Below are 16,214 nucleotides of genomic sequence, written 5' to 3' on the forward strand. Positions count from 1 at the left end.
AAACCTTAAATAGTTTTTCAATAATAAGAAAGAGGAGTTCAAGTATCCATATGTCAGGAGGCGAAATGATTTCATCATATGGACGCTTCCTTAAGCCCTTACCAAACTTTCTGGTAAGGGCTTAGTCTTATCTACCAATGACTTTTAAACTTAATCTCCTTAATAATTACCTCGGTATTGCCTCCCGGAGTTGTTAATGCTAATTTTTCTCCAGCTGAACGTAATACCAATTGCCTCCCAACAGGAGATAAAAATGAAATATTTCCCTTATCCGGATCAGATTGATCTGGGAAGCAAATGGTGAATTGTTCAGTTTCCTTATTGTCCAAGTACATTAACGAAACCTGGCTTTCAATAAAAACTTTGGGTACAACGGAAGTATCTTCAGACAGAGCACTAAAGCTTAATAGGTATTTTTGTACCTCATGAGTATACTTTTACGAACTATAAAAATTTCTATTTTATGGAATTTAGTGAATTAATATCAAAGACCACATAACTGCAATGTTATGTGGGCTTTGATGTTTTGTTTGAAACTTTTTTAGTAATGCTCACTACCACGGTAATTAAGCCTATAGTGCTACACATCAAGTCTAGAATATAGAATTCACGTTCTCGCATGTATCCTAGAGAGAGTTTGATACCAAATGTTAACAACAGTATAGTTCCTAAATAGATAGCCGGATTTTTCATAAACCAGCTTAGTTTAGAATCCACCTAGTCTCCTCCTCGTAAACTCACCACTGTATATCTGCATCTTTTAAGTGGAGATTTTAGGGTGATTTATTTTCAAAGGGTTATACGGAGCAGCCTGCTAATAAGTTTCAAAATAAAATCACTTATTTTATTAATCGCTTGTTATCAAGAAAAGAGGCTTATTTTTATATTTATTTTATCTTCAAAATTGAAACTAGCTTCTTCAGTGTCGTTCCTTGAACCAGCAAGGAGAATACTACGTTACTGAATGTCATAGCTAAGAGGAGATCTCTTCCTGCAAACTCTGGCGTTACACCTAAGATAAGAGCAATCGAAAGAGATCCCTTTAATCCTCCCCAGGCTATAATAGGTTTCCACAAAGCAGGGATAGACTTATCGAAGGATAAGCTTATATAGACAGCTATAAAACGTGCCAAAATAACGATAAGAATGCTTGTGAAGATAAGCCATCCTTTATTTAAAAAATCAATACGACTAACTTCTAATCCTACTAACAAGAAAATAAGCGTGTTAGAGAGAAAGGCAATGGTTTCCCAAAAGGAATTCACTTTTTCATGCGTTAAGTCTGACATACCAACATTTCTTCCGTAATTCCCCAAGATTACGCCACCTACTACTACAGCTATTACCCCAGAAACCTCAAAGTGTTCAGCTAACTGAAAGGTACCATAAAACAGAACCATGGATAACCCTGTCTCCACTAAATAATGATCTATTTTAGATGTAATACGAGAGGCTATAAAACCAAACACTCCTCCAATCAATATGCCTCCACTTACGACTTTTAGGAACTCAAGTATCGCATCCAACGTACCTGTTAAGCTTAAAACAGTGGTTACCACAGCAATTTGGAATAGTACAACAGCGACTCCGTCATTGGCTAAACTTTCTCCTTCCACCACAATAGAAAGACGTTTGTTTAGCCCCATAGACTTAAAAATACTTAGAACAGATACAGGATCCGTAGCCGCCATAAGTGCACCAAAAATTAAAGCTTCTTGTAAAGAAAGGTGCAGTAAAAAATAAGTTAAAGTAGCAACTATTAAAAAAGTAAGAAACGTACCCAAAAGAGCTAACAATGAAATGGATTTCTTGTTTTCTTTTAATTCATTGAAGGGAAGCTTAAGCGCTGCATCACCTAACAAGGCTGATAAAAAAATAAAAATAACGGTAGTTTGAAACACTGCATCATTCACTACATAACTTTTTATTTCTCCCAATCCAGGAATTGGTGTCAAACCAATGATTAACCCCATTACTACAAGAAAGGTTGGATAAGGTTGTTTCATTTTTTCTGCAATAAACACAACACCTACGGCAATAGCTAATAAAATAATCCAGTATGCAATCATTTATTTCCTCCTTTTCAATTAAAAGATGACGTATATTGTAAAAGAACTATCTAGTTATTCATGGGATACGATTTAACTAGGTACGCTAGCGAATTTTATTATGGCTACATAAAGTGAATTTAATCCTAAATTAACACTATCACTTATTTACTTAAAAAACTTCGATAAAAGCTTTTTTAATGAAACCTTTCATATAGTTCATCCGTATATGTACATTGAGCAAAAACAAAACATATATTGCATTAGCTAAACTAGTCTTTGTTTATTGGAGGAGCCTGCCACCAAGGGATAAGTATGTCCTTTGGTAGCAGGCTCTTTTTGCTGGTTTAAAGAGGTTTAGGTTTAGTTATGGGAGGAAGAAAGGTGGTAAATAAATGTTAATTCTTCAATTAGCAATAATTTTAGTTTTTTCTAAAATTGCAGGAGATATAAGTGTAAAGTTAGGTCAACCCTCTGTTCTGGGTAAACTGTTGGTCGGTATCCTAATTGGACCTTCTCTTTTGGGTCTAGTAACTGAGACAGAAACATTAAAAGAATTTAGTCAGTTAGGTGTAATCTTGCTAATGTTTATAGCAGGATTGGAAACAGATGTAGATGAGTTTAAGCGAACTGGTAAAGCATCTACTTTTGTAGGTGTAGGGGGAATTGTTTTCCCATTATTAGTAGGATATTTGGCCGGAATATTGCTAGGACTCAGCACCATGCAATCTTGGTTTTTAGGTCTTCTACTTTCAGCTACAAGTGTAAGTATATCTGTCCAGGCCCTAAAAGAGATGAATCAATTAAAATCGCGTGAAGGTACAACAATCCTTGGCGCAGCCGTTATTGATGACGTAGTCGTCATTATTGCACTAGCATTTTTAATGAGTTTTGCCGGTGGAGACATTAATTTAAGTGTAGTTATACTAAAGAAAGTATTCTTCTTTGCTGGTGCTATCTTTGTTGGATGGAAAGTAGTACCTTGGTTCTTAAATCGTTTTTCATCATTAAAGGTGACAGAGGCAGTAACATCGTCTGCCTTAATCATTTGTTTTGTTTATGCTTATCTAGCCGAATACACAGGCGTTGCAGCAATAATTGGAGCCTATATAGCAGGTGTATCTATTAGCGTAACCAAATTTAAGCATGAAGTATTTGAAAAAGTTGAAACCATTAGCTATTCAATTTTTGTTCCGGTGTTCTTTACGTCTATTGGAGTTACTGCTCAGTTTTCTGGCATTATGGACAATATCGGATTAATTGTTCTTTTAAGCATTGTTGCCATCTTAACTAAACTAATAGGTGCATCGGTTGGAGCAAAACTAGCTGGATTCAATTGGAACAGTTCCTTAGGGATTGGTTCAGCAATGATATCTCGAGGAGAAGTAGCTCTAATCATTGCAGCTATAGGACTTGAATCCAAATTATTGACGCAAGATATGTTTGCAATAATCGTCGTAGTTGTTTTAGTTACAACGATTGTTACTCCGCCTATGATGAAATGGTTCTTTAAAAGCGATTCTGAAGTAAAAAATATGACCTATACAGGTTAAATGTAATAATTCCTATAAATTGAAAAAGCCCATTGATTAATCAATGGGCTTTTTTTAAGGATTCTTACTTTTGTTTTTTTAACTTTCCAATTCCAAATTCTTTCGCTTCTTTGTTAAGAGCTTTAAGAAGGCTAATTGTCATTAGGATCATGACTATTGAAAAAGGAAGAGCAGCAATGATCATGGTGTTTTGTAGCGCCTGCAGTCCTCCCGAATAGAGAAGAACAAGAGCTATAGCCGTAAGTAACACACCCCAAATGACCTTTACGCTATTACTTGGATTTTGAGAACCATCCGTTGTCATCATTCCTAAAACATAAGTTCCTGAGTCAGCTGAAGTAATGAAGAAAGTGGCAACAAGGATAATAGCTAAGATTGATAAGACTGTTCCTATTGGATAGTTTGCAAACACACCAAAGAGTGATTCTTCTGTTGCTAACTTCGAAATAGAAGCAATTCCATCATGTTCGAGCAACATACCTGCGCTACCAAATGTAGAGAACCAAATAAAGCCGATAAGAGAAGGAATTAGTAACACGCATACGACGAATTCGCGAATAGTTCTTCCTCTGGATACTCGAGCAATAAAGATCCCTACGAATGGGGACCATGCAATCCACCATGCCCAATAAAAGATGGTCCAGCCATTGATCCAGTTGCGATTTTCTTCATTAAGTGGAGCTATACGAAAACTCATATTAATTAAGTTCTGAAGATAAGTGCCAATTGTATCTGTAAATAAATCTAGCGTAAATAGAGTCGGACCTAATATGAACGTTAATAGGAAAAGTACAAATGCAAGAATCATATTAGCATTACTAAGAATCTTAATCCCTTTTCCTAAACCTGTTAATGCTGAAACTATAAATAAAATAGTAACAACTAAAATAATAAGGAATTGACTTGTAAGATTTGAAGGAACGTTAAATAAATAAGATAATCCTCCGTTAATTTGGACAGCACCAAACCCAAGAGTCGTTGCGACGCCAATAACTGTTGCAATAACGGCAATAATATCAATTATTTTTCCTACTAATCCCTCTGCATGTTTTCCCATAACCGGTTTTAATGTAGCGCTAATCAAGCTCCGTTCGCCTTTTCTAAAGGTAAAGTAAGCTAATGAAAGAGCTATAATCCCATATATCGCCCATGCATGAATGCCCCAATGAAAGAAAGTAAACCTCATCGCGTCTTTCATTGCTTGATCTGTCCCCGTTTCCCCTGTTGGAGAGCTAATTGCATAGTGACTAATTGGTTCAGCTGTACCATAGAACACTAAGCCAATCCCCATTCCTGCACTAAAGAGCATGGCAAGCCAGGTTGGGCGTGAAAACTCAGGCTTATCCTCCTGTTTCCCAAGCTTAATCCGACCAATCGGGCTTGCTAATAAATACAAGCAAACGATAACAAACAACGTTACAACAATTAAGTAGTACCAGCCAAATGTATTCGTAATAGAATTTTGCAAGCTACTCGTTACATGTTCAAGTTTTGCAGGCATTGTAACTCCCGCAAGAACAAGAAGAGCCAGTATGGCTACTGAAATATAAAATACTATTGAAACTTTTTTCATGTTAAATTAAAAACTCCCATCTTTGATTCATTCGCAGAGGGCATTACTTCGATTGGAGAACATTAAAATATGCAAAACCAATTTAAACATTGAACTTTTTTATGAAGCAATAATAACTAACCCTTAAAGATTGCGTTAATAAGATATTTTGATTAAAGTATTTACACTTTACCTAATTCATCATTCGCGCTTGAGAAAACTTTGTAATTAAAAACTCTCGATTTATCAATAAATCTATGAGCTTCTCCAAAGATTTCTTTTCCTTACACTTTAATTAATACTCTTCATCTTCTTTAAAATGTCGTTTATTTGTCTGTTTTTTGTCTAGTGGAGATGTTGCTTTAGTGCACTTATTTCAGGGGGGTTATTAATGGGCATTTACTAGTATAACATTAACATAATGCAAATGTCTTGTTACCTAATACTTTTATCTTAATGATTCTTTAGACAAAATAAAAAAGCAGCCTCAGCATTGGCTAAGCGAGGTTGCTTTTTTGTAAGGGTTTGCTCATACGTATCGGTTAGTATGAAACACCCTTAGGTTACCATGTTTCGTAATTAGAGACTATTTTTAATGTGTTGCTGAATATGAATAAAACATGCACTTTTTATACATCGAATAAAGGTTGAATCCATTTACAGATGCTTGTCAAATCAAGGATGGATAAAAAGCTGCATACTCTGTAAAAAGTGTCTGTTTTGAACTCCTTTCGGCACAAGGGTTCTTTTTTGTGGTGTGTTCCGGAAATAGGTTTTATGGTAACTAGAAGCCTTATAGTATATAGGCTGTAATAGGGATATTACAAAGAAAAGAGTAGGGAGTGCTAAAGTGTCTGTTTAAAGAGATAATATGATTAATTCTTTAAGGGAAAATGTTATTCCTACTTTGAGAGATCGTGGTTTTAAAGGTTCCTTTCCTCATTTTTATCGGAAACTGGAGGATCGTGTTGATTTGTTAATGTTTCAACTTACTGCTTGGGGTGAAGTTCTCTACATAGAGGTTTCTAAATGTTCTCCAGGAGGTCATATAGATGTATCTGAAACGTTTTATACACCTAACAAGGTAAAGGTCTATAATATTGATACCGCCCATAGACAAAAATAGTGAATGTTTATGTACAGATTAATAACTTCCAAAATATATATTTATATTCTGAATAGTTTTTGTATTCAAAAAATATGTTGACAAATTGGGTAGATGGATATAATATTGCATGTAATCAAATAATAATAAGCAAAGATTGGAAATAGTAGAAGGATGTATAAACTTTTCAGAGAGCCGATGGTTGGTGAGAATCGGTAGTTATTGCCTTTGAACTCGTCCAAGAGCTACTCCCTGAATATTATAAGTAGGGGATGTCGGTTTTCTACCGTTATGAAGATAGGTGGTGATAGCTGCCGAAAATGAGTGGGTTAATTATGTAATGATTAATCAATTAGAGTGGTACCGCGAGCAACGCCTCGTCTCTATATTTTTATAGAGACGGGGCTTTTTTTATATATTAATATGATAAAGGAGTGTTTCTGAAATGACGAGAAAAATTTGGATGTTTGATACGACTTTAAGAGATGGCGAGCAAGTTCCGGGGGCTAAGCTGAATCTATATGAAAAACTAGAAGTAGCACAGCAACTAAAGAAGCTGAAAGTCGATATTATCGAAGCTGGTTTTCCTTCGTCTTCAGCTGGTGATTTTAATGCTGTGAAAGAAATTGCTATGAAAGTAGGAAATACAGACGACACAATCATCACAGCGTTAGCAAGAGCAGTAAAGGCTGATATTGATGCTGTTTATAATAGTGTGAAATATGCTAAGAAACCGTTAATCCATATAGTTTTAGGCGCTTCAGACATTCACGTGGAAAAGAAGTTTGGAAAATCGAAAAGTCAAATTTTAGACCTCGGTGTTGATGCAGTAAAATATGCAAAAACACTTCTACCAGACGTACAATATTCAACGGAGGATGCATCTCGCTCCGATTTTGAATATTTATGGGCAACGATTGAAGCTGTTGTAAAGGCAGGGGCTACCATTATTAATGTGCCCGATACAGTCGGCTATGCCGAGCCGGAAGAGTTTGGTGAACTAATCTTTAAAATAAATAATCGCTTGAAAAATTTGAATGATAAAGTGCTTTTAAGTGTCCATTGTCATAATGATCTCGGAATGGCAACTGCGAATACGTTAGCTGCAATTAAAAATGGGGCAGATAAAGTTGAGTGTACGATAAATGGCATTGGTGAGCGTGCAGGCAATGCTGCACTAGAAGAGGTCGTGATGGCAATTAATACGCGTTCATCAGTTTATAACGCGTACACAAATATTAATACAAAAGAAATTATGAATACATCTAGATTGGTAAGTAGTTTAATGGGATTAGATGTACAAGTAAACAAAGCTATTACAGGTGATAATGCTTTTGCTCATTCTTCAGGTATACATCAAGACGGTTTATTAAAAGCAAGAGATGCTTACGAAATCATTAGCCCGATTGAAGTTGGTCTAGATGATATGGAACTTGTTCTAACCGCCCGTTCTGGGCGTCATGCGGTAAAAAATGCCCTTGAATCATTAGGCTTTAATGAGATGACTAACATACAATTTGAAGGGATATTTGAAGCTTTTCTTGAATTGGCAGATGCAAAAAAAGAAGTATATAATCATGATTTATATGTCATCGTTGAGAACTATTATGCAAAAAATGATATTCATAGCCAGGATATGACGCACTATAGTAATCATTTTTATGAACTAATGGACTTGCAAGTGATTAGTAACACAAACTTCCCATCTGCAAGTGTGAAGATTAAAAAGAATGATCAAATATTGAAAAGCAGTGCCATCGGTTCTGGCCCAATTGATGCTTTGTATTCTGCTATTACAGAAATTAGTGATTTAGATATTAAATTGATTGAGTACAATATTAGCAGTGTATCAAGAGGGAAGGAAGCATTAGGGAAAGTGAAGATTCAAGTGGAATATAGAGGAGAAAAGTATGTTGCCAAAGCAACAGACACGGATGTTATGAAAGCAAGTGCATTTGCGTATATCAATGCTGTAAACAGTATTGTGATTGATACTTTACTTCCGATTGAATAGATAAAAAGGTAATATTTAAAGTGATATACTTAGTTTATTACGTCAATTAGAAATTCCTTGGTATTAGCATTTGTCTTCTGATTTATTGCCTGAAAACATGCTATAAAGAGGGAGAGTAAAAAGCTGCATATCTGATAAAAAGCACTCTACCGAGAACCCTACTAGTTTAGAATCACTACTTAAGTATGCAAACTACTCTTCACTATTCGTTGACCTTGTTCATACTCCATATAATAAACGAACATCCTGGATATACACGCCTCGAATTGCCCTTTATTGGAGATTCTTAAAGGAAGAAATGATACTGAAAGAACAATATGACGGAATTATTTGGATTGAACGTATCACGCCAGCTAAAATTATTTAAGATTTTGGAGCGATAATTATGCGTATAGACTCCTTCTTTTACTAGAAAAAATAAGTAAAAGCAGAATATCATAGATGATATTCTGCTTTTTATCAAATTAATTTGTAATATTATGAATTATTAACATTCATTTTTCTACATTGTTCGATAAGGCATAAACGTTCCACCCCAAAAATAGCTCACAAGAACGAGAAGTACGGCAAATAAAATGAACAAGAACCACCCTTTAGCATATATGCTTGATGCCTGTTTGTGGTGTATTTTTTCTCTGTATTTTCGTTGGACATCATGATGTTTCGATATTTTTTTCATTTCCATCTTCCTCTCGAATATTAAACAAACAATTGGGGACCATGCTATAAAACATAATATACATCTTCTACTTAATGCTTTCTGTTAGGTTAAAGCAACCTTGATATTAGATTCCTAAAGGCCTTAAGGGATCAGTGAGCTATTATTCTTTTCTTCTTTGCTATTTATATCCATTGTCACTTCTAATAAGAAGAGTAGAAAGACAGCTACGAGCTCAGTTATAAAGGAAATATTAATGCTTCTAATTAATTCATCAGCAGTATGTATAGAAATCCAAGAAAAGCTACAGTCGATGACCAATCTCACGAGAAATTTGTTTTTTGAATTTTTAATTTGCTGGGAAAATATATTAATAAGAAATATGGATAGTAAATCAACTACAAATCCAATTATAAAAAACAGTAATAGAAATATTAGGAGAGATTGAAATGAGTCGTATTGTACTCCAAATATTTTAAACAAACCAACAAATCCAAATACAAATGCTCCTAGCATCGATGAAACGGCAACAATAACAATTGTAGTTATAAAAATAACAGTCAATGCTTTAGCGAAAAATTTATATGTATCGCGAGAGGGGCCAGTTTTTTTGGCTTTCAAGGTAAACATTCACATCCCTTGCTGCTAATTTTTTTCAGTGTATTTATCCTAGCCAATTGTGTGTATAAGCCAGTATGCCTAAAAAGCACCAATTCCAGCTCCAAATAAAGTAGCCCGACTAGTTTTAATTTATTTTTATCATAAGTCATAAAAAATTCTAAAGAGACACTTCTTGCTTTACTTTTTGTAACAACATCTACGTACTTCATATAACACTCCTATTACTCTATAGAGTTACATATATCTACTTTGGTGCTAGTAAATAGTTAAACTTTCTTTAGGAATGGGCTGCTTATTATGGTATATCTTGAAGTAAGGCTCTTATAAGAGATTTCTGTAAAATTATTTCTTTTCTCTAATAAAAGTGTGTGATTTTTATTGTCTTTTTCTGTTAAGGAGTACCCTTTCTTTTGCATCATTTCGATGTACGTATCTAAATGTCCTTTGGGTACTATATACATAATGTTATTATCAACATCTGTCGTTTCAGCTATATTCTTATCTTTAAATTCTAATTGGTACATCGCTTTAGCATTTGCTATAGGTCTAGTGTCACCAAAGATATGCTCCCAGTTAATAAAAATAACAGAGAGTACTATGATGGTTGATATAAGAATAGCTAAAAACAATACCAAAATCTTTTTTATTTTATCCATTATTTCGTTCCTTTCAGAGGTACTTCCTTTTGCATCTTTTCTTCTTACTAACATCTTTTTTATACTTTGCCTTTACATCTGTTCCTAGATTATATTTCTAAAATGCATAGAGAGATTTACTTACTAATGCCATTTAAGAAATAAATATATACAATTATTACATAAATTAGTAAATATTTAAATTTATATTTTAAAAATATATTTAATCCTTTTTTCTTTTAAACATATCTCGTTTTGTATATTGTTTCGTAAGCTACATATACAATGAACAAAGCTATGAAAGTAATTCCTATTTCTATAAATGATCCGCATATTATACCTTCATCCATCACATATTTGGCCATTATAAAAAGATACTCCCACAGTTAACACCCCTATATATAACGGTGTTAAAGTATATGTTTATATCTGTCTTTCTAGTTACCATAAAGCGGCTTATAAGAACCATTAGCTATTATAAATAATCTATAGGATTGTTGTTTTGAACGTAGCCATAAACTTTTATAACATTATCTTTTGTTTCTCCTGGTACGTTAATTGTTCTAAGTGTATTTATCACTCGATCCTTCTCTTCAAGATTTTTGACTTTTATTTCTAACTATTCAATGATTTTATAATTACCTTTAAAATGATAAAACCAATCTCCATCCCAATCACTTATATACTTAGTTTTGACATCTTGTACTCTCCAAATTGTATGTATAGAACAATCATTCATTGCATTTTTAATTTCTTCCCATTTAGTGTTATTCATTGCTGATTGATATTCATAAAACTTCATGATAAAACCACTCCCTTAGCTACCATAATCACCATTACAGAAAACAAAAAACCCTTTATCGTATATAGGATAAAAGGGGGTTGCTTACCTATAATTATTTTCTACCAGTGCTCCCAAATTATCTATTTATTTATCTATCAGTTAATACAAAACATGTTATCGAAATAAATAAGCTGAGAAATAAAACTGCCTTATTTCTTAGCTTATCAAACTGCGTATTTAATTTAGCTTTTTCTTTCCTTATCCTAATACACAATGAAATTTCAAAAACATATGTAAGGTTAATCTAATCTACGTTTTTTAAAAACAAAGAATGTCACCACGTTTATTGGAATTGTGTTAAAGAAGGTCCTAAAAGGAAATACCGATTAATTCCTTCTAGGGCCTTTATTATAAAAAAAACATAAAAAATAATAAATCTGCCCGAATGTACGTATTCAGCATTAAAAACCTTTGTTACGATTTGTCTTGACCAAGAGGTTAATTATATGGATTGAGCAGTAAACGGAGAGGAGAACGATATGTCTAAATTGTTGTATAAAATAGGTGGTTGGTCTGCCAGAAATAAATTTAAAGTCCTTGGTGGTTGGATCATTATAATGATTGCCATCCTAGGAATTGCTTTTTCCATGAAACCGGCGTTCAGTGAGGAGATGACCATCCCAGGAACAGCTTCTGAAAAAGCTGCTGATATCATTTCTAAAGAATTTCCATCTACACCTAATGTTGGGTCGATACGGATGATTTTCGGTGCTGAGGGGAAAGACAAACTTAATTCGAAAGAAGCTCAAAAAGCTATCTCGGATGCACTTGATAAAATATCGCAGGATAAATCAGTAAAATCTATTGCAAATCCTTATGAAGTAGGCACCATCAATAGTGAGGGCACTGTAGCATATGCTGATATTACTTATAAAGAAAAAGCTGAAAATATAACTAAAAAATCTAAAGAACTAGTAAAAGACAGTGCCAAGATGACAAAAAATCAAGGTATTCAAACAGAATTAAATGGAGATATTACAGCTTTTAAACTTGAGATTGGTGGCATATCCGAAGTAATTGGAATCGTTATGGCATTCATCGTGTTGGTTGTCATGTTCACTTCATTTTTGATAGCAGGATTACCGATTTTCACAGCATTGATTGGATTAGCTACAAGCTTAGGAATTACATTCTTAGCTACTAATTTCTTTAATATCTCGTCCATAAGTATGACGCTAGCGATTATGATTGGTTTAGCAGTCGGTATAGACTATGCATTATTTATTTTCTCTAAGCATAGACAACAGCTGTCCGAAGATATGGATATTCATGAATCAATTGCCCGAGCAACGGGAACAGCTGGAGGAGCCGTTGTATTTGCTGGTTTGACTGTAATGGTAGCGCTCTGCGGTTTAACAGTAGTTGGCGTACCATTTCTCGCAGTCATGGGATTAACGGCAGCTATCAGTGTTTTAATGGCTATGCTTATCTCTATCACGTTAGTTCCAGCTGTTCTAGCTTGGATAGGGAATAGGATGAAACCTAATCAGAATGTGTCAGGTGTTTTTCGATTTATTACAAAGGGAGGGGAAAAGAGACAGGGGCAATCAACTAACTGGTGGGGAAGATTTCTCAGACGTCAGCCATTGTTGATTACTATTATTAGTATTTTGCTTCTATTAACTATTAGTGTACCTGCTCTTCATCTAAGACTCGGTCTTCCAGATGACGGCATGAAGGCTGAAGGTACGCCAGAAAGGCAAGCCTATGATTTAATGGCAGAAGGGTTTGGTAAAGGAGTTAATGGCCCCCTTGTTGCGTTGATTGATGTATCTAATACAAGTGAAAATAAAACAGATGCGATTAATAAAATTGCTAAGAAACTAACAGAATTAGACAATGTGTCTAGTACAACTTCCCCGGTACCAAGTGAAAGTGGAAACTACGCAATTGTCAATATTACTCCTAAAACCGGACCTAATGATGAAGAGACGACAAACTTAGTACATGATATAAGAGATATTACAGCATCAGATAGCAAAAATAGCCCACACATATATGTGACGGGTATGACTGCAATTAATATTGATATAGCTGAAAAACTAAATGATGCTATACCGTTGTTTGCCGGTTTAATTGTAGGATTTGCTTTGTTATTACTGATAGTTGTATTCCGATCTCTACTCGTTCCCCTGACTGCAGTACTAGGTTTCCTATTAACTATGACAGCTACGTTAGGGTTTGCAGTCTTCGTTTTACAGGATGGTTATTTGGATAAATTATTCGGAATTCCAGCAGAAGGGCCTATTTTAGCTTTCTTACCTATTCTTGTAATAGGTATCTTGTTTGGTCTTGCTATGGACTATCAAGTCTTCCTTGTTAGCCGTATGCGAGAGGAATATGTGAACACAGGGAATGCGAGAGAATCTGTTCAAGCAGGTATCAAGTTCAGTGGTCCTGTTGTTACGGCTGCTGGCTTAATCATGATTTTCGTATTTGCGAGCTTTATATTCGCAGGAGATGTAATGATTAAATCAATGGGATTGGCTCTCGCCTTTGGTATCCTATTTGATGCTTTTATTGTTAGATTGACCATCATTCCAGGTCTTATGATACTAATGGGAAAAGCATCTTGGTACTTACCAAAATGGTTAGATAATATTATTCCAAATGTTGATATTGAGGGCCATGGTCTAGACGAATTATTAAAAAAAGAAAAAAATAAAGAAGAAAAAAATAAAGAAGAAAAAAAGCATAGCTTAAGATATGATAAGTAAAAAAAGACTTCTACTTTATGTAGAGGTCTTTTTTTGTTTCGTCTTTTACCTTATCGGTTCATTTTATAAATGAATGATACCTGATTGAATGGCTACAACTACAGCTTCCGTTCTTGAATCAACCCCTAATTTATTGTAGATACTGGTTAATTTAGACTTTACTGTTCTCTCTGCAATCCCTATGTCATAAGCAATTTCCTTACTTGTAGAACCACGTGCGATGGCTTGTAAGATAGTCATTTCTCTTGGTGTTAACATGACTTTAGATTTACTTTGCTCTTTTAGAAGTTTTGTTTTATAGTTTTGAATTCGCTCTGTAATCTCAGGTTGTAGCAAAGTCTCTCCTCTAATGGCTGAATCGATGGATTCGAATAAATTCTCTATGTCTGTATCCTTTAATAAATACCCTTTAGCTCCTGCCTCGATTCCTTTCATCATCAATTGATCCTCGTTATAGGTAGTAAGGATAACGATAGGAATTTCAGGGTTTGTTCTTCTGAGTTCCGCAATAGCTTCTAGTCCACTCATCACCGGCATATACAAGTCCATTAAAATGACATCTGGCTTTAGTTTTTCTACTAGATCAATAGCTATTCTCCCGTTTACAGCTTCCCCTACAATTACATATTTATCACTTGTTTCAATAAGTAATTTAAGACCCTCTCTCACTACCAGGTGATCGTCTACAATTAATATTCTATGTTGCATTTACTCAGCTCCTTGCAGTGGGATGTTAATTTGTACATTTGTTCCTTTATTCTCCTCGCTATCAATGTCCACTTTTCCTCCTATAATACGAACTCTTTCTTGAATACCTAACAATCCATAGTGGCTCCCATTATTTATTTTCATATCAGTATTAAAACCAATCCCATTATCTTTGACTGAAACGAAAAGAACTTTTTCCTTTTCCTCAATTCTTATCCAAACATTTGTGGCTTTTGCATGACGCGCTATATTTGATAAACACTCGCTTATAACACGCAGGGAGTGTTCTGATATCGTACTGGAAAGCTGTTGCATAACTCTAAATTCAAAATGACATTCTAGTCCGGTTGCGGCAGTAAAATACTGTACTTCCTCTATAATAGATTGTTGGAAATCATACTCTTCCTTAGTATGCAGGCGTAAATTATCAATCGTTAATCTTGCATCAGCTAATAATTCACTCACTCTCTTCATAGATTGCACGACAATTTCTCGGGCTTTTTTGTCATTCCCTTTAGTGAGATGGACATTTGTTGCTTCTAATTGCATTTTTAGTCCAGCTAGCCCTTGTGCCAATGTATCATGTAAATCCCTTGCCATCCTTTGACGCTCATTATGTAAGGTTAGCCGTTCAACTTGTTGGTGAGCCAATTCAATTTCTTCTAACATATACTGTGTTCGTATTCTCCCATTAACTTGGTTAAAAAATATAACAGCATAAGCCACAATAACCACCATGATAGGTAGTGTAATAATCAAAAATGTATCAAGAATTTTACCTGGGACCATAACTAGCGTGTTTATAGTGAATAAAACAAGAATCATCAAAAATAGATAGTTTTTTTTGCGTCCCGCGGTTCCTATTGCTTGGCCAACTAATAAAGGATAAAGAGTAATGATTATTAGAGGGATATCTTGCGTAAAAAAGGCGCTGATATATACAATGAATGATTGTAAAACGAAGTACAACCAAAACTTACCTGGTAAAAACAAATTAGAATAACAATAGATAGTCGTAAAGAGTACAATGAGTATTGTAAAAATTACATATTGTTCGATTACAGGCGCAGTGTTAATTTTTAATATTAAAGATATAGTATAAGCTATTACTATCCATATTAATCCAGGTAATCTTGCAGCCCTCATATTGTTATATTCTTTCTCATTCGGTGTCCTAACATAAGACGTATTATTCATAACTATTCACTTCCTTTAGTAATAAACATAATATAAATTCTCTCCTTATATATGCCCTTAAGGGCAATCAAAATTTATATTATTAATACTCAGAATCTTAGTCAAAGTCATATAAAGTTATTGAGAAGATAAAAAATAAAAAATGGAACAAATCTAATAGTAACCTCTTGTAAGTAGTATACAATATGTATTTCTAGTTATCATAATCACTCTTTCGGGAACCGAACAAGTAAAAGAACCCTTAAGGCAGTAAGGATTCACCAAAGATTCTTTTTCCGGAATATGCAGATTTTTATACACCTTTGATATGATTACGTTCTTTGGGTAGTTGAAAGAAACGAGAATGTATAAAAAGCGTACATTTTATACATACGCCCAATCGGAAAAATGTAGTCTTTATAGAAAAATGTGTTATTATTTATTTACTAATATTTCTACCTCATGACAAATATTAGCTGTAAAAAGCAACCTCGCTTGCCAATTGTTGGTATGCTCCCCTTATAGTAGACAAATAAAAGAAAGCAACCTATTCTGTCTACTATGGAGGGGATTTTTTATGGGG

The 16,214-nt window shown here is 34.4% G+C and carries 15 protein-coding genes, 1 pseudogene and 1 other annotated feature; of the genes and pseudogenes, 5 read left to right on the plus strand and 11 right to left on the minus strand.

Annotation, left to right across the window (positions count from 1 at the left end; translation table 11 throughout):
- Positions 1-131: 131 nt before the first annotated feature.
- The 3 genes from SB717_RS28560 to SB717_RS28570 form a co-directional block, all read right to left on the minus strand.
- Complete coding sequence (locus tag SB717_RS28560; RefSeq protein ID WP_410906029.1) at positions 132-392, minus strand: GreA/GreB family elongation factor; 261 nt, start codon at positions 390-392, stop codon at positions 132-134.
- 115 nt (positions 393-507) lie between these two features.
- Positions 508-717, minus strand: a complete 210-nt coding sequence (locus SB717_RS28565) for a hypothetical protein (protein ID WP_410906003.1) — start codon at positions 715-717, stop codon at positions 508-510.
- Positions 718-887: 170 nt separating this feature from the next.
- On the minus strand, positions 888-2,069 hold the full coding sequence (locus SB717_RS28570) for a cation:proton antiporter (RefSeq protein ID WP_074683195.1): 1,182 nt from the start codon (positions 2,067-2,069) through the stop codon (positions 888-890).
- A gap of 374 nt (positions 2,070-2,443) precedes the next feature.
- On the opposite strand from SB717_RS28570, the gene SB717_RS28575 reads away from it, so the two are divergent.
- Complete coding sequence (locus SB717_RS28575; RefSeq protein ID WP_074683194.1) at positions 2,444-3,601, plus strand: cation:proton antiporter; 1,158 nt, start codon at positions 2,444-2,446, stop codon at positions 3,599-3,601.
- Between the two features lie 64 nt (positions 3,602-3,665).
- On the opposite strand, the gene SB717_RS28580 is transcribed toward SB717_RS28575, so the two are convergent.
- Positions 3,666-5,174 carry a glycine betaine uptake BCCT transporter gene (locus SB717_RS28580; RefSeq protein ID WP_144646267.1) on the minus strand — a complete coding sequence of 503 codons (1,509 nt, stop codon included), beginning with the start codon at positions 5,172-5,174 and terminating at the stop codon, positions 3,666-3,668.
- Between the two features lie 850 nt (positions 5,175-6,024).
- On the opposite strand from SB717_RS28580, the gene SB717_RS28585 reads away from it, so the two are divergent.
- The 3 genes and pseudogenes from SB717_RS28585 to SB717_RS28595 form a co-directional block, all read left to right on the plus strand.
- Entirely contained in the window at positions 6,025-6,279 is a 255-nt protein-coding gene (locus SB717_RS28585) for a DUF4304 domain-containing protein (protein ID WP_410906005.1), read from the plus strand.
- A 123-nt stretch (positions 6,280-6,402) separates the two neighbouring features.
- Positions 6,403-6,646 (plus strand) — a binding site (T-box leader).
- Positions 6,647-6,703: 57 nt separating this feature from the next.
- On the plus strand, positions 6,704-8,272 hold the full coding sequence (locus SB717_RS28590; protein WP_410906007.1) for a 2-isopropylmalate synthase: 1,569 nt from the start codon (positions 6,704-6,706) through the stop codon (positions 8,270-8,272).
- 163 nt (positions 8,273-8,435) lie between these two features.
- Positions 8,436-8,639 (plus strand): annotated as a pseudogene (locus tag SB717_RS28595) (erythromycin esterase family protein); the annotation flags it as partial.
- 135 nt (positions 8,640-8,774) lie between these two features.
- Here SB717_RS28595 and SB717_RS28600 read toward each other — a convergent pair.
- The 5 genes from SB717_RS28600 to SB717_RS28620 all read right to left on the minus strand — a co-directional run bounded on the left by SB717_RS28600 (position 8,775) and on the right by SB717_RS28620 (position 10,988).
- Positions 8,775-8,951 (minus strand): hypothetical protein, encoded by a 177-nt coding sequence (locus SB717_RS28600; protein WP_176547838.1) that lies wholly within the window; start codon positions 8,949-8,951, stop codon positions 8,775-8,777.
- Between the two features lie 123 nt (positions 8,952-9,074).
- Positions 9,075-9,551 (minus strand): YrvL family regulatory protein, encoded by a 477-nt coding sequence (locus tag SB717_RS28605; protein ID WP_410906009.1) that lies wholly within the window; start codon positions 9,549-9,551, stop codon positions 9,075-9,077.
- Positions 9,548-9,760, minus strand: coding sequence for a hypothetical protein (locus SB717_RS28610; RefSeq protein ID WP_410906011.1), 213 nt, complete (start codon positions 9,758-9,760; stop codon positions 9,548-9,550). The genes SB717_RS28605 and SB717_RS28610 overlap by 4 nt, the downstream gene beginning before the upstream one ends.
- A 57-nt stretch (positions 9,761-9,817) precedes the next feature.
- A complete protein-coding gene (locus SB717_RS28615; protein ID WP_410906013.1) occupies positions 9,818-10,207 on the minus strand; it encodes a hypothetical protein in 390 nt (129 codons plus the stop codon).
- A gap of 598 nt (positions 10,208-10,805) precedes the next feature.
- On the minus strand, positions 10,806-10,988 hold the full coding sequence (locus SB717_RS28620; protein ID WP_410906015.1) for a DUF6678 family protein: 183 nt from the start codon (positions 10,986-10,988) through the stop codon (positions 10,806-10,808).
- A gap of 521 nt (positions 10,989-11,509) precedes the next feature.
- Here SB717_RS28620 and SB717_RS28625 point away from each other — a divergent pair.
- Positions 11,510-13,747 (plus strand): MMPL family transporter, encoded by a 2,238-nt coding sequence (locus SB717_RS28625; RefSeq protein ID WP_410906017.1) that lies wholly within the window; start codon positions 11,510-11,512, stop codon positions 13,745-13,747.
- Between the two features lie 63 nt (positions 13,748-13,810).
- On the opposite strand, the gene SB717_RS28630 is transcribed toward SB717_RS28625, so the two are convergent.
- Positions 13,811-14,455, minus strand: coding sequence for a response regulator (locus SB717_RS28630; protein ID WP_410906019.1), 645 nt, complete (start codon positions 14,453-14,455; stop codon positions 13,811-13,813).
- Complete coding sequence (locus SB717_RS28635) at positions 14,456-15,652, minus strand: sensor histidine kinase (RefSeq protein WP_410906021.1); 1,197 nt, start codon at positions 15,650-15,652, stop codon at positions 14,456-14,458.
- Positions 15,653-16,214: the final 562 nt, after the last annotated feature.

It is taken from the genome of Priestia sp. SIMBA_032, from assembly GCF_046535215.1.
In the GTDB taxonomy this organism is placed as follows: Bacteria; Bacillota; Bacilli; order Bacillales; family Bacillaceae_H; genus Priestia; species Priestia aryabhattai.

Coding starts and splice junctions, on each gene's coding strand:
- SB717_RS28570 (WP_074683195.1), bottom strand. CDS start 2,069: ATGATTGCATACTGGATTATTTTATTAGCTATTGCCGTAGGTGTTGTG.
- SB717_RS28575 (WP_074683194.1), top strand. CDS start 2,444: ATGTTAATTCTTCAATTAGCAATAATTTTAGTTTTTTCTAAAATTGCA.
- SB717_RS28580 (WP_144646267.1), bottom strand. CDS start 5,174: ATGAAAAAAGTTTCAATAGTATTTTATATTTCAGTAGCCATACTGGCT.
- SB717_RS28585 (WP_410906005.1), top strand. CDS start 6,025: ATGATTAATTCTTTAAGGGAAAATGTTATTCCTACTTTGAGAGATCGT.
- SB717_RS28590 (WP_410906007.1), top strand. CDS start 6,704: ATGACGAGAAAAATTTGGATGTTTGATACGACTTTAAGAGATGGCGAG.
- SB717_RS28600 (WP_176547838.1), bottom strand. CDS start 8,951: ATGAAAAAAATATCGAAACATCATGATGTCCAACGAAAATACAGAGAA.
- SB717_RS28610 (WP_410906011.1), bottom strand. CDS start 9,760: ATGAAGTACGTAGATGTTGTTACAAAAAGTAAAGCAAGAAGTGTCTCT.
- SB717_RS28615 (WP_410906013.1), bottom strand. CDS start 10,207: ATGGATAAAATAAAAAAGATTTTGGTATTGTTTTTAGCTATTCTTATA.
- SB717_RS28620 (WP_410906015.1), bottom strand. CDS start 10,988: ATGAAGTTTTATGAATATCAATCAGCAATGAATAACACTAAATGGGAA.
- SB717_RS28625 (WP_410906017.1), top strand. CDS start 11,510: ATGTCTAAATTGTTGTATAAAATAGGTGGTTGGTCTGCCAGAAATAAA.
- SB717_RS28630 (WP_410906019.1), bottom strand. CDS start 14,455: ATGCAACATAGAATATTAATTGTAGACGATCACCTGGTAGTGAGAGAG.
- SB717_RS28635 (WP_410906021.1), bottom strand. CDS start 15,652: ATGAATAATACGTCTTATGTTAGGACACCGAATGAGAAAGAATATAAC.